General features: G+C 64.2%; 13 protein-coding genes. 6 read left to right on the top strand and 7 right to left on the bottom strand.

What is annotated here, in order from left to right; all coding sequences use genetic code 11:
• Positions 1-37: 37 nt before the first annotated feature.
• The gene (locus QRM60_RS17840; RefSeq protein ID WP_285446795.1) at positions 38-307 is read right to left on the bottom strand and encodes a hypothetical protein; all 270 of its coding nucleotides are present in this window, start codon (positions 305-307) and stop codon (positions 38-40) included.
• On the opposite strand from QRM60_RS17840, the gene QRM60_RS17845 reads away from it, so the two are divergent.
• Positions 279-2,084 (top strand): EAL domain-containing protein, encoded by a 1,806-nt coding sequence (locus tag QRM60_RS17845; protein WP_285446762.1) that lies wholly within the window; start codon positions 279-281, stop codon positions 2,082-2,084. The two genes, QRM60_RS17840 and QRM60_RS17845, sit on opposite strands and share 29 nt — an antisense overlap.
• 69 nt (positions 2,085-2,153) lie before the next feature.
• On the opposite strand, the gene QRM60_RS17850 is transcribed toward QRM60_RS17845, so the two are convergent.
• The 6 genes from QRM60_RS17850 to QRM60_RS17875 form a co-directional block, all read right to left on the bottom strand.
• Complete coding sequence (locus tag QRM60_RS17850) at positions 2,154-3,074, bottom strand: M14 family metallocarboxypeptidase (protein ID WP_285446763.1); 921 nt, start codon at positions 3,072-3,074, stop codon at positions 2,154-2,156.
• Between the two features lie 133 nt (positions 3,075-3,207).
• Complete coding sequence (locus QRM60_RS17855; RefSeq protein ID WP_285446764.1) at positions 3,208-4,260, bottom strand: chemotaxis protein CheB; 1,053 nt, start codon at positions 4,258-4,260, stop codon at positions 3,208-3,210.
• Positions 4,261-4,641: 381 nt separating this feature from the next.
• Positions 4,642-5,151: a ferritin-like domain-containing protein gene (locus QRM60_RS17860; protein ID WP_011037183.1), complete on the bottom strand. Its 510-nt coding sequence runs from the start codon at positions 5,149-5,151 to the stop codon at positions 4,642-4,644.
• A gap of 762 nt (positions 5,152-5,913) precedes the next feature.
• Entirely contained in the window at positions 5,914-6,171 is a 258-nt protein-coding gene (locus tag QRM60_RS17865) for a KGG domain-containing protein (RefSeq protein WP_012438401.1), read from the bottom strand.
• Positions 6,172-6,382: 211 nt separating this feature from the next.
• Entirely contained in the window at positions 6,383-6,691 is a 309-nt protein-coding gene (locus QRM60_RS17870; RefSeq protein ID WP_076055310.1) for a hypothetical protein, read from the bottom strand.
• Complete coding sequence (locus tag QRM60_RS17875; RefSeq protein ID WP_285446793.1) at positions 6,682-7,857, bottom strand: NAD(P)/FAD-dependent oxidoreductase; 1,176 nt, start codon at positions 7,855-7,857, stop codon at positions 6,682-6,684. Before QRM60_RS17875 ends, QRM60_RS17870 begins: the two co-directional genes overlap by 10 nt.
• A 245-nt stretch (positions 7,858-8,102) precedes the next feature.
• Between QRM60_RS17875 and QRM60_RS17880 the strand changes: the two genes are divergently transcribed.
• Genes QRM60_RS17880 through QRM60_RS17900 form a run of 5 tightly spaced genes read left to right on the top strand, consistent with a single transcriptional unit; the run spans position 8,103 to position 13,042 of the window.
• Positions 8,103-9,287, top strand: a complete 1,185-nt coding sequence (locus tag QRM60_RS17880) for a glycosyltransferase (RefSeq protein ID WP_285446765.1) — start codon at positions 8,103-8,105, stop codon at positions 9,285-9,287.
• A gap of 54 nt (positions 9,288-9,341) precedes the next feature.
• Positions 9,342-10,115, top strand: coding sequence for a glucose-1-phosphate cytidylyltransferase (gene rfbF, locus QRM60_RS17885; protein WP_285446766.1), 774 nt, complete (start codon positions 9,342-9,344; stop codon positions 10,113-10,115).
• A 4-nt stretch (positions 10,116-10,119) separates the two neighbouring features.
• Complete coding sequence (locus QRM60_RS17890) at positions 10,120-11,169, top strand: SDR family oxidoreductase (RefSeq protein WP_011037177.1); 1,050 nt, start codon at positions 10,120-10,122, stop codon at positions 11,167-11,169.
• On the top strand, positions 11,166-11,747 hold the full coding sequence (gene rfbC, locus QRM60_RS17895; protein WP_285446767.1) for a dTDP-4-dehydrorhamnose 3,5-epimerase: 582 nt from the start codon (positions 11,166-11,168) through the stop codon (positions 11,745-11,747). Before QRM60_RS17890 ends, rfbC begins: the two co-directional genes overlap by 4 nt.
• Complete coding sequence (locus tag QRM60_RS17900; protein WP_285446768.1) at positions 11,744-13,042, top strand: SAF domain-containing protein; 1,299 nt, start codon at positions 11,744-11,746, stop codon at positions 13,040-13,042. Before rfbC ends, QRM60_RS17900 begins: the two co-directional genes overlap by 4 nt.
• Positions 13,043-13,083: the final 41 nt, after the last annotated feature.

A 13,083-nucleotide genomic window follows, 5' to 3' on the forward strand; every position in this document is an offset into this window, starting at 1 on the left:
CGGCACTGCACGCACGCATCAGCTTTGCGGCACCGCATCAAGTTAATGCGCCAATTCCGAGAGAAGCGAATGAAATGAAATCAGATGAAATTTCATATACAAAATCCGGTACACCAATTAAACGACCTCTGCCGCCAAGACCACTGATTGGATAAGCAGCCTTTTTTCGTCGCGCGGAAAAATGCCTCATCGTGTCTCGAGACAATGGAATGCGCGCATCGTTACAGAACCCCGAGGGCTGAATCAGCACTTCCCTTTGATGTCGATCACGCGATAGTGTGATCTCCACCACGGAGCTCAATGGCATGACGCGTTCGTCAGACGAACAGGGACAACAGCGGCATCTGGAGTGGCGCGACACACCGACCGACCTGGCCGGCATGGAGCCTCTCGATCAAATTGCACGTTTGGTATGCCATTCGCTGGGTGCTGCCGCTGCCGCGCTGACGATTACCGAATCCGGGCGGCGGCGTGTGTTGGCGGCGCATGGCATTGCACCGGACCAGGCCATGCAGACCGTGGCGGCCTTTGAAGACAACGGCGCGCACGACGCTGAGCATGAGGGACTTGCCGTGGCGGTGCTGCCTGCAGTCCGGCTAGGTGAGACAGCGACCGCCGAGCCCGCACGCTTTGCCGCCTGTGTTCCCATTGGTGCACCGCAGACAGGCGTCTACGGCACCTTGTGCGTCCTGGATGCCTACGAACGGCGCTTGGACGTGCAGGAGCGCCAGCAACTGCGCATGTTCGCCAATGTGGCGGCCGCACAACTGGAGCTGCAGTTCGGTGCCGGCCGCCGCGAGCCGCATAGCGGCCTGCATAACGCCCGCCAATTGCAGGCCGACCTGGACACGCTCGCCTACGGCAACCACGCCATGCCGGTGCTGGCAGCCTTCATCGAGGTCTACGACACGCATGCGGCCAACGAGGCGCGGCAGGCGCTGGGCATGCAGCCCATTGAAGAGCTCGTTCGCCATGCCAGTTATGTGCTGACGCGCGCACTGCGCGGCAAGGCCACCGTGTATCACGTGGCGCCAATGCGGTTTGCCTTCTTCCTGTTGAATTCTGCCGCCGATGAAATGGAAGACCTGCTGCTGGATCTGCGCGACATGCTGCACGCGCCGGTGGATGCGGCCGGCATCCCGATGTCGCTGACCTTCCACGCCGGCGTGGTGAAGTTCCTGCCGCGTCAGCCAGACACCGGCGATGTGATGCGCAAGGGGCTGGTTGCATTGGGTGACGCGGTGAGCCACCACGCGATCCTGTGCTGGTATAGCGCGGCGCACGACGACGCCATCCAGCGCTCGTATCGTCTGGCACTGGATGCAGAAGCGGCATTGGAGGCAGGCGATTTTCGCCTGGTGTTCCAGCCACGCATCAACCTGCTGGACCTGTCGGTGACCGGCTTCGAGGCCCTGCTGCGCTGGAAGCACGCAACGTTGGGCGCGATCGGGCCCGATGAATTCATTCCCTTGTTCGAAAAAACCGCACTGATGTGCACGGTTACCGAATGGGTGATCGACCACGCACTCCGGCAACTGGCCGCGTGGCGCGCTGGCGGCCTGGATTTTTCGCTATCGATCAATCTGTCTTCGCGCGACTTCGGCAACGTCAATCTGGCCTCGGACGTGATCGACCGCTGCCAGGCACTGGGCATTCCTACCGAACGGATCGAGCTGGAAATCACCGAAGGCCGCTGGTTGCGCAGCAATGTGCAGGCCTTGCCACGCTTGCGTGCCCTGCGCGACGCCGGCGTCAGCGTTGCGATCGATGATTTTGGCACCGGCTACAGCAACTTCGGCTACCTGACCGAACTACCCGTCAATGTGCTCAAGCTCGATCGCTCGCTGGTGACCGGCATCGCCGATCAATCCGGCATGCAGCTGCGCGCAGAAGCCGTCGTGCGGCTGGCCAGTGCACTCGGCTATCGCACCGTGGCCGAAGGCATCGAGCACGCCGACGAAATTGCGCTACTGCGGAGTTGGGGCTGCGACGAGGCGCAAGGCTTTCTGTTGGCCAGGCCGATGGAAGCCGTGTTGGTGCCGGCCTACGTGGCGCAGGCGCGCACCGCGGCAGGCCTGCCGTAACCGCTGTGCATCATCGGCTGCGCGCATATCCAGTAGGCCGCGCGATGTGCACGGCCTGGTGATGCCGCATCAGGTGTTGGCCAACGCATCATCCAGCGCGGCGCAGATCGCCACCACCTGGGCCAGGTTGCACTGCGCAGGCGTCGCACGCGGGCTGTCCGGGTACACCTCGGTGGTGGTGCGATAGCGCGCTTCGGTGACACCGGCGCACAAGCCGAGCCGGCGTACCGGGTAGTTGATCACGCCCTCGCCCACCACCGGCGCGCCGATGATCTCGCCCTGTGCATCGGCTGGCGCGATATGGGTCACCTGTGCCACCGCTGCAATCACCGCCTGCTGAAATGCCGGCTGCGGGTCGTCGCTGTCACCCACCAGATAGAACCCGTCCGGAATGCTGCCGGGCACGAACGGCACGCCATCGCGCGCGGCCAACGCCGGGCGGAACTCGGTCTCGTCACTATCAGTGGTTTCGTGCAGATCAATGTGCAGCAACGCCGTGCCGGTGACGGTGGTCACCAGCTGCATGAGCGCTGCCGATTCGGCCGCAGGGCTGTTGGGCCGGAAGGCGCGATTGGGATCGATCGCCTCGGCATTCCAGCGCTGGATGCGCTCATAGCCCCATGGGTTGACGCAGGGCGCGACCAGCAGATTGATACGCCCTGCGTACGCTGCTGCGCGCTCCTGCAGGAATTGCAGTGCGCCCAGCACGCCACTGGTTTCATAGCCATGCACGCCACCGGTGACCAGCGCCCATGGCAAGGTGGCATCCCAGTGCGAGGTGCGCAGCGCCAACAGTGGATACGTGTCCGCGCCCTGCCCGATAACGCCGTACTGCATGCATTTGAATGCACCGGTGAGTGCAGCGACCGGCTGCAGCACGTCCTCTGCATAGACGCGGCGGCGGACTTGCCGCGCACGCCACTGCGCACGTTCTGTCTCGCCCCAGGCCTGGCCGGGGCTGCCGATGGGATACCGCGTTTGCTCTGTCATTGCCGGATCCAGTGCAGGAAGACCGACAAGCGTAAGCGCTCGCATGTCTCTGCGGAACCCTCGCGGCGCGGGTAGACCAACAGCGAGGCGGCGGCCAAGGTGGCGGCTGGCCGCTTTGCAATTTTCGCGTTGCTTAATGCTGATCGTCCTGCGTCAGCAACGCGCCGTCTTCGACGAGCGCGCCGTGTTCGACCGGGCGCTGCAGTGAGGTCAATAAGGCGCTGCGCAATACATCCGCATAGCCGCGGTATTCCTTGGCACGCGCGGCATACAGCGAGGCGACCGATGGCTGGTGAGCGCGGTCGTCGCCGGCCATCCGGCTCACCAATTCGGCGCGTTCTTCGATCACGCGCAAGGCCACGCGTAGCGCCTCATCCACCGAACCTTCCTTCGCGGACATCAATGCGGGCGCGGTGTAGCCATGACCGACCTGGCAACGAAAACGCAGCGTGCCCGGTGTATGCAGCTTGGTCAGCACGCCACCACACGCCGGGCAGCTGAGCGCCACCGGCTCCCCCAGCTGCGTCATCACCTCGGTGGTGGACGGCTGCCCGCGCGCGATCGCGACCTCCAGCTTGAGCGCATCCGACGGCGCAATCGGCCAGGCCGCCGGTTCGCGCACCAGATCGGTGATGACCGCCCCCAGTGCGGCACTGGGGGCCACCACGTCCGGGGTGAGCGCACGCAGCGCGTTGCGCGGCATGTCCTCGGCGATTGCATCGTCCGGGTCTTGCACCGCCACCGCACCACCGCAAGCCTGGATGGCTTCCAACCCGGCGCAGCCATCGTTGAGCATGCCCGACAGCAGCACCCCCAACGCGCGTGCGCCGTGTGAGACCGCAACGGAGCGGAACAAGGCATCGATCGACGGCCGCGACATGTTCTCGCGTGGCCCGCGCCCCAGCACGACGTGCATGCCATCGACCATCAGGTGGGAGTCCGGCACGGCCACATACACCGCACCCGGCACCAAGGGCATGCCATCACTGGCCACGTGCACCGGCAAGCCGCGCACTGCGCTGCGCACCATCTCTACGATGCCCGTGCCTTGCGGCGACAGATGCAGCACCACCAGCACCGCGGCGGGAAGATCGCGCGGCAGGTCTGCCAGCAGCGTGCGCAGCGCCTGGCTGGCGCCTGCCGACCCGCCGATCGCCACGATGTTGCGGTTATTTTCAATCGTCACTGGTCACTCCCATGCTGTCGCACATCACTATTGCCGAGCTTTCTTCTAGAGGGTGTGGAAGCAGACACGAGTTAGGTGTGTATCGATTCGGGTCTGCGGTGCGGCGAGGATGGCGAGCTGCTGCTGACCACAGACCATGCCGATTGCGACGCACATGTACGGCGTCATGCGTGTGGTGCGCTGCGCTGTCTCCGCAACAAGATGGAATTCCATAACAGCAGCAATCGAAGATTTCGGAACGCGTATTGCCCGCGTATTGCGTCTACCGCTTGGCCGCGTGATCCCGTATGCGTAAGTTATTGGCCAAAACGCACAGGGCCCCGCTATGCAGGGCCCTGTCTCCCACCCAGCACCAACACGTTGGTGCCCCAGGCGATGCAGTTACTTCTTCGCGGTGACTCCGGGCGTTGCATCACGCACCAGGAATTCTTCGGTCAGCTCGGGCAGGTGTTCCAGCAGCCATTTGGCCATGGCTTCTTCCTGCGGAAGGATCTGCTCGCACATGCGCTGTGTTTCGACGTCCCCCACCGTCTTTGCAGCACCCAACAGCGCGGTGTACGTGGCAATTTCCAGATTCTCGAACACGTAACTGGCCATCGCGCCTTTGACGATTTCGTCCGAGGTGGTCATGCCGCCCATGGCTTGCCCAAAGGCAGCCATCTTGCCCATCGCGTCCTTCACCACCGACGGCGACCCGCCCAGGCGCTCGATACTTGCCTCGACCAACCGCTGCTGCCCCAGCGTTTCTTCAAGGTGCTGCTCGATACGCGCCTTGAGCTTCGGGTAATGCTCGATCCGCGCGGCCTGGGCCTTGAGCATCTGCTCGGCCTGCTGCTCCATTGCATGCGCGTCGCGCAACCAGTCCATCAGGTTTTCACGGGGTTCGGCCATGCGGGGTCTCCTGTCGTCTACGATGGGTCCAGGCTGCCCGCGCTGCGATGAAAGGCGCGGCTGCATCGAGTGAACGGCATGTGCGTCATCGACAATGGCTTTACATGCACAGGCGTCGATGCGCGCCCGCGGCAAGTACCCGCGAGGTCGTGCGTCGTGTCTACATGCACGTTTTTGATGGCGCGCTTCACTGGCTTGTCGCTGACGACGCAGGCGCACACGGCGGCCCGGCGCAGTACTTCCGCGCAAGCCCGCGGTGGTCATGTTCAAGTCCGTTGCGCTGCATTAGCAGAGCCACACCCGGCCCAGGCCGCACTCTCTCGGGCAGTGGCGTCACAGCCATCTGCCCAGAGCAACTGCCTGTGCGGGCACTGCGTCGCACTGGGCTCGTCGCGCGTCACAAGCACGGCCACGCCAGGCATTCGGTGGTATGTGCATGCGTTGCACAGTTGGTTGCGGAGGCCAGAGTGATTGCGACAAATTCGCCTGCAATCGATCTCTCAGCATGCTGCGGTGTGCAAAATTTGCCGACCCGACATGGATGCCTTGCGCATCAACAGGTTGGCAAGCCCAAGCGTACTGCATCACGCATCATGGCGCTGCCTGCATCTAGGAGCTGCAATCGATTGCGGCTGCCAGCAATGCGAAAGTGCGGGCAAAACGCGTCTTTTCAAACGCTAACGGCCCCGTGTCCGAAGCGCACCGGGGCCGGTTTCCATTGCTGACACAAGAACCGGCACGCATTGCTGCGTGCCGGGTGACTTATGCGGATTCTTCCTGGGGCTTGGCCTGCTTGGAACGACCGCCCTTGCTGCCGATACGCGACATATGGTCACGATCACGACTCACGGCCTGGCCACCCTTTCGGCCTGCTTCGCGCGCTTCGTCGCTAGTAAATTCGTGCGCATTGCCACTGGCATGCGCCGCCTTGCCACCACTGCTCGCCAACAAACGGCGCTTCTCCGGATCCAATGCGGCAAAACCGCGCCGGCTGCGAGTTGCGTTCTGTCCGTCCTCCACTGTGCCTCCTCTCGATGCGTCGATGACTACGTCACTGGGTATAGGAGGTACCGCAACTATCGTGCCAACCCTCAAACCCACGCATTTCGGTGTGGCGACGACCAATGCAGGCAAAAACGGCTGCGCTCGCTGTGCAAAAGTTGCACACCCGCTTTCACGCGGCCCGACCCTAAAGGGATAGCGCTACCACGCACGCGCCGATCCGCACCGCTCAGAGCAGGGTGATCTCCTGCGCGCGCACGATCAGCTGTTCCTGGCGGAAGCGCTGCTCCAACTCCGCGCGGTAGCTGCGCCACCAGCCGCGATCCAGGTCATCGGCCATCACTTCGTAGATCACCAGGTCGTCGTGTACCAGCTGCGCGCCCTGCTCTTGCCAGGCGCCATGCACCGGTGCCCGGGTGTAGGCAGTGATGCCACCAAACCGCATGGCCAGGTGCTGATGGACCTCGTCGAACATTGCCTGCTCAAACCGCACGCCATTGTTGTCGGCGAGCGGCAGCAGTACCTGGATCAGGAACATGCGGCGCCTCCCTGCGCAGAACCAGCTTGACTGGAAGCACCCGCATGGGCGGCGGCCCGCGCCTCATCACCCAGCAGCGCGGCCACATGCTTGGCAATGCTCAGGCAGGCGGTCAGGCCAGGCGACTCGATGCCGAACAGGTTCACCAGCCCCGCCATGCCGTGCAGCGCCGCCCCATCGATCCGGAAGTCGGCGGCCGGCTCGCCGGGGCCGCTGATCTTCGGGCGCACTCCGCAGTAGCCCGGTTGCAGCGCGTCATCGGGCAGCGCTGGCCAGTAACGGCGGATTGCCGCATAGAAATGCTGGGCGCGCGCCGGCTCGCAGTGATAGTCGGGCTGCGCCACCCACTCCACATCGGGGCCGAAGCGTGCGCGCCCTTGCAGATCGAGCGTCAGGTGCACACCCAGGCCACCTGGCTCGGGTAACGGATACACCAATTGGTGAAACGGCGACCGCCCGGCCAAGGTGAAGTAACTGCCCTTCGCATAGTGCGCGCGCACGCGCGCAGTGGCTGGCAGGCCTTCGGTGCGTGCGGCCAACGCCGGCGCACCGTGACCGGCAGCGTTGACCAACCAGCGGCACGTCAACCCCATCGCGTCGCCGCCCGCCGTGCAGACGCGGAAGCCGGCAACCAGCGGTTCGATCGACTGCACCGGTGCGCGCAACGCCAGCGTGGCGCCATGTCGCTCGGCATCGCCCTGCAAGGCCAGCATCAATGCATGGCTGTCGATGATGCCGGTGGTGGTGGATTCCAGCGCAGCCGCGCAGCGCAACGCTGGTGCGCGCGCCTGCATCTGTGCACTGCTCAATGGCACAACGCCCGGTGCGGCGCTGTCGGTTGCATTGCGCTGCAACGCCTCCAGCTGCGCGGTCTGCGCCTGATCGCAGGCAATGATCAACTTGCCGCAGCGTTGATGCGGCACATTGCGTTGGCGGCAATATGCATACAGCAATGCGTTGCCGCGAACACACAGCTGCGCCTTCAACGATCCGGGCGGGTAATACAACCCGGCGTGTATGACTTCGCTGTTGCGCGCACTGGTGCCGGTGCCAATGGCCGATGCGGCTTCGAGTATCAACACCTCGTTTCCCTGCATCGCAAGCTGTCGTGCAATGGCCAGGCCTACAACGCCGGCGCCCACCACGATGCAATCCACGTCGTGCATGCGTTCGTCCAGTTCGAGACCGCGCAAGTGTAAACACACACCAGATCGTCACGCATTGTCGCGACTGGTATCACTATTCGCTTACGGAAGATTTCTATATTTAGGCTCCGTTAGCCAATGATTCACGGTTGTCTAGGGCCAACAAACCTTTATCTAACTTTTGTCGGCGCGCGTTGCTCCACCCCACCCGGCCGTAGCGTTCGCTGCGGACCGGTCCGGAGAAGCGTTGGCGTCAAGGAGTTGCAATGCCTGCGGCCCGGTCAGTCCTGCTGTCCTCGAACTATGAGGCATGGCCCGAAGCGTTTAACGGGCAAGCCTATGCGTTTCTCAATGTGGTGCGCAGCCTGGAGCATGCCGACGTGGTGTGTCCGCCTGCGGCCGCGTATGCCAGCGGGCGCGGCGTCAACCCGAGTGTGTCCTATCTGCTCAACGAGCTCAGCTACCGCGGCGTATCCGCGCTGCGCCGCTTGCGCGGCCAACCGGCCGCATCCAATGCGCAACGGTGCGAGGTTGAGAGCGATTACGATCTGTTTTTCTATATGTGCCAGTTCCCTCGAGAGTTGAGCACGCTCAGCCGCATTGGGCACTGGCAAGAACGCTGCCGCACGCGCGTGGCCTATCTGCTGGAAACCTGGCCCGAGCAACTGGAATCGCAAAGGTCCGAGTTGCGCCTGCTGGATGGGTTCGATCACGTGTTCGTACTCAATGCCAGTTGCGTGGAGCCGTTGCGTACGTACACGCGCACGCCGGTGTCGTTTTTGCCCAGCGCCTGCGATGTGTTGCTGGCCACGCCGATGCCGCATCCGCAACAGCGCTGCATCGATGTGGTGAGCATCGGCCGCCGCAAGCCAGATGTGCACGACAAGTTGTTGGCGCATGCGCAGGCGCACCCGGAATTCTTCTACCTGCACGATGTGGTGCGTGGCGGTGCGGTAACGCACTGGCCTGCTCATCGACTGCAGTCGGCGGCGATGATCAAGCGTGCCAAGTTCTTCATGGCCCACGACTTCGTGGTGGACAACAAGGGCTTCTTCAAGGGCGTCAAGAAGCAAGCCCTGGCCACACGCTATTTCGAAGGCGCCGCCGGTGGTGCCGTCATTGTTGGCTCCGCGCAGCGTTGCCCCGAGTTCGCACAGTGCTTTGACTGGGACGATGCGGTGATCGAACTGCCGGCAGACCTGGACGATATCGGCGGGTTCCTGCGCGCGCTCGAACAGCAGCCGGAGCGGCTGGCCCGCGCGCGCCTGCACAACACCGTGCACAGCCTGCGCCGGCATGACTGGGCGCACCGCTGGGCGCAGATCCTGCAGACCCTGGACCTGCCGCGGCCCACATTGATGGCAGAGCGCATGGCGATGCTCGACACGCTGGCCACCATGGCCGAGCAGACCGCCGTGTCTCCGTCCATCGCCCACAGCGTTAGCGCCTGACAGTCACCCATACAGCGCCAGCACCACCGGCGCGACAGCCCAAAGGAAAGGCAGATGAAGGCAGTGATTCTGGCTGGCGGCCTGGGGACGCGCATCTCCGAGGAGACCGCCATTCGCCCCAAGCCCATGGTGGAGGTCGGCGGCAAGCCGATCCTCTGGCACATCATGAAAATCTATGCGCATCACGGCATCAACGAGTTCGTGGTGTGCCTGGGGTATCGCGGTGAGGTGATCAAGGATTTCTTCATGAATTACCACATGCGCGAATCGGATGTGACCTGCGATCTGGGCAGCAACACCACCACCTTGCACAACACCCGCGCCGAACCGTGGCGGGTAACGCTGGTGGACACCGGTGCGCAGACCATGACCGGCGGCCGCCTGCGCCGCGTGCGCGAGCACCTGCACGGCGATGACGCCTTTTGCATGACCTACGGCGATGGCGTGGCCGACATCGATATTGGCGCCGCCATCGCGCTGCATCGGCGCGAAGGCCGTTTGGCTACGGTGAGCGCGGTGCAACCGCCGGGCCGGTTCGGGGCGCTCCGCGTGGAAGGCGAACAGGTCACCGGCTTCCGCGAAAAGCCGCTCGATGGCGACGGCCTGATCAACGGCGGTTTCTTCGTGCTCGACCCGCGCGTCATCGACGTGATCGAAGGCGATGCCACGGTGTGGGAGAACAGCCCGCTGGAAACCCTGGTCGACCGCGGCGAACTGAGCGTGTACCGGCACGAGGGCTTCTGGCAGCCGATGGATACCCTGCGCGACCGCAATTATCTCGAAAACCTCTGGTCATCCAATCGTGCGCCCTGGCGCGTCTGGGAGTAAACACATGCGCATCTTGATCACTGGCAACATGGGCTATATCGGCCCGGTGGTAGCACGACACCTGCGGCAGCAGTACCCGGACGCGTGGCTGGTGGGCCTGGATCGCGGCTGGTTTGCGCATTGCCTGTCCGACCCGCGTCAGCTGCCCGAGGTGGTGCTCGATCAACAGTGGTTCGGCGACGTGCGTGATCTCACCGCGCAGCAACTGAGCGGCTTCGATGGCGTGGTGCATCTGGCCGCGATCTCCAACGACGCCATGGGCAAGCGCTTCGAGCAGGTCACCGACGCCATCAATTGCCGCGCCAGTGTCGCAGTAGCACAGGCCGCCGCGCAGGCTGGCGTCAAGCACTTCGTGTTCGCCTCCAGTTGCAGCGTGTATGGCGCAGCCGCAGACGGCACACCGCGTTCGGAAAGCAGCGCGGTGGCGCCGCTTACCGCGTACGCGCATTCCAAGATCGATACCGAGCGCGCCCTGGCCCAGCTGGAGACCGACATGGTGATCACCTGCCTGCGGTTTGCCACCGCCTGTGGTGCATCGCCACGCTTGCGGCTGGATCTGGTGCTCAACGATTTTGTTGCCAGCGCAGTGGCCAATGGCACGGTGGAGGTGTTGTCGGATGGTTCGCCCTGGCGGCCGTTGATCCATGTGCGCGACATGGCGCGTGCGATCGACTGGGCGCTGGGCCGTACCCCATTGGCGGGCGGGCGCTTTCTGGCCGTCAACGCCGGCGCCGAGCAGTGGAATGTGCAGATCCGCGATCTGGCGCAGGCAGTGGGCGCGGCGATGCCATCGGCCACGGTGTCCATCTCTACCACCGCACCGGCTGACAACCGCTCGTATCGCGTGGATTTTTCGCTGTTCCAGCGCCTGGCGCCACAGCACCAGCCGCAGCAGACATTGCAGTCCACCATTACCGAATTGCGCGATGACCTGCTGCGCGCCGGCTTTGCCGATGGCGACTTCCGCCAAAGTTCGGATTTCATCCGCCTGCGCATCCTGCAGCAGCTGGTAGACAGCGGCGCACTCGCTGCCGATCTGAGGGCGGCGGCATGATTTTTCGCCCCACGCCGTTGTCTGGCGCCTTCATCATCGAGCCCGAACCGCGAGGCGATGCGCGTGGATGGTTTGCGCGGGTGTTCTGTACCCAAGAGATGGCCCAGGCCGGGCTGGTTGACCAGTTCGTGCAGGTCAACAACTCCTTCAACGCAGAGGCTGGCACCTTGCGCGGCATGCACTATCAGCTGCCGCCCGCGCCGGAGGTCAAGATCGTGCGCTGCATCCGCGGCGCGCTATGGGATGCCATTGTCGACCTGCGCCCGGATTCGCCCACCTACCTGCAGTGGTACGGGGTCGAACTCACTGCCGATAACCGCCTGGCACTGTATGTGCCGCGCGGGTTTGCGCATGGCTTCATCACGCTGCAGGCGCAGACCGAAGCGCTGTATTTCGCCAGTGCGATGTATACGCCGGCTGCCGAACGCGGACTGCGCTGGGACGATGCGCGCATTGGCATCCGCTGGCCGTCCACGCCCGCATTGGTGTCCGACAAGGACGCCGCCTGGCCGGAGTTCAATAAGCAGGTGCATGGCGTGACCCAACTGACCGGACTGACTCAACAGGAGCGCGCATGAGCGTCGATCGGTTGTTGCAGGCGCGTGCTGCCGAAGGCCGCCCGTTGCGCGTAGGGCTTTACGGTGCAGGATTCATGGCGCGCGGCATCGTCAACCAGATCGCCCATGCCGTGCCTGGCATGCGCGTGGCGGTGATCTGCAACCGCAGTGTCGATAAAGCGATCGAGGCCTACCGCCAGGCCGGCCAGCAAGCCACTCGCGTGGACAGTGCCGCCACGTTGTCGCGGCAGATCGCAGCCGGCACACCGGCCGTCACCGACGACCCCGCGCTGCTGTATGGCTGCGATGCGCTGGATTGCCTGATCGATGCCACCGGCGCCATCGACTACGGCGCGCGGATCAGCCTGGGCGCCATCGCCAACGGCCGCCACATGGTCACCATGAATGCCGAGCTCGATGGCACCGTGGGCCCGCTGCTCAAGCGCAAGGCAGACGCGGCGGGCGTGATCTTCAGCGCCTGCGATGGCGATCAGCCCGGCGTGCAGATGAATCTGTACCGCTTCGTGCGCTCGATCGGGCTCACGCCGCTGCTGTGCGGAAACATCAAGGGCCTGCAGGACCCCTACCGCACGCCCACCACCCAGGCCGGATTTGCGGCCAAGTGGGGCCAGGACCCGCACATGGTCACCAGCTTTGCCGATGGCACCAAGATCAGCTTCGAGCAGGCGATCGTGGCCAATGGCACCGGCATGTCGATCCTGCAGCGTGGCATGACCGGTTACGAACACCACGGCCACGTCGATCAGCTGACCCAGCGCTACGACATCGATGCACTGCGCGCAGTGGGCGGTGCGGTGGATTACGTGGTGGGCGCCCTGCCCTCGCCCGGCGTGTTTGTGCTGGCCACACACGACGACCCCAAGCAGCGGCATTACCTCAACCTCTACAAACTCGGCGAAGGCCCGCTGTACAGCTTCTACACGCCGTATCACCTGTGCCATTTCGAAGTGCCGCTGTCGGTGGCGCGTGTGGTGCTGCTGGGCGATGCCGTGCTGCAACCGCTGGGCGCGCCGCTGGTGGAGGTGATCGCTACCGCCAAGCGCGATCTGGCCGCGGGCGAAACCATCGATGGCCTGGGTGGCTACATGAGCTACGGCCAATGCGAGCGCGCCGATGTCACCGCGCGCGAGCGCTTGCTGCCGATGGGCGTGGCCGAAGGCTGCGTGTTGCGGCATGCGGTGACCAAGGACCAGGTACTCACCTACGACGACGTCCAGCTGCCGCAGCACCGCCTGATCGATCAACTGCGTGCCGAGCAGGCCGCCGTGTTCGCATCGGCGGAGCTGGCCGCATGAGCGCGGCTGGCTGAGCCGCAGCACCGCCACGCAGAGCGCGT

Source organism: Xanthomonas sp. fls2-241-TYG-148 (genome assembly GCF_030208815.1).
GTDB lineage: Bacteria > Pseudomonadota > Gammaproteobacteria > Xanthomonadales > Xanthomonadaceae > Xanthomonas > Xanthomonas campestris.

Excerpts from the sequence above, each read along its gene's own strand:
- QRM60_RS17840 (WP_285446795.1), bottom strand. The coding sequence starts at position 307 with ATGCCATTGAGCTCCGTGGTGGAGATCACACTATCGCGTGATCGACAT.
- QRM60_RS17850 (WP_285446763.1), bottom strand. The coding sequence starts at position 3,074 with ATGACAGAGCAAACGCGGTATCCCATCGGCAGCCCCGGCCAGGCCTGG.
- QRM60_RS17860 (WP_011037183.1), bottom strand. The coding sequence starts at position 5,151 with ATGGCCGAACCCCGTGAAAACCTGATGGACTGGTTGCGCGACGCGCAT.
- QRM60_RS17870 (WP_076055310.1), bottom strand. The coding sequence starts at position 6,691 with ATGTTCCTGATCCAGGTACTGCTGCCGCTCGCCGACAACAATGGCGTG.
- QRM60_RS17875 (WP_285446793.1), bottom strand. The coding sequence starts at position 7,857 with ATGCACGACGTGGATTGCATCGTGGTGGGCGCCGGCGTTGTAGGCCTG.
- QRM60_RS17880 (WP_285446765.1), top strand. The coding sequence starts at position 8,103 with ATGCCTGCGGCCCGGTCAGTCCTGCTGTCCTCGAACTATGAGGCATGG.
- rfbF (WP_285446766.1), top strand. The coding sequence starts at position 9,342 with ATGAAGGCAGTGATTCTGGCTGGCGGCCTGGGGACGCGCATCTCCGAG.
- QRM60_RS17890 (WP_011037177.1), top strand. The coding sequence starts at position 10,120 with ATGCGCATCTTGATCACTGGCAACATGGGCTATATCGGCCCGGTGGTA.
- rfbC (WP_285446767.1), top strand. The coding sequence starts at position 11,166 with ATGATTTTTCGCCCCACGCCGTTGTCTGGCGCCTTCATCATCGAGCCC.
- QRM60_RS17900 (WP_285446768.1), top strand. The coding sequence starts at position 11,744 with ATGAGCGTCGATCGGTTGTTGCAGGCGCGTGCTGCCGAAGGCCGCCCG.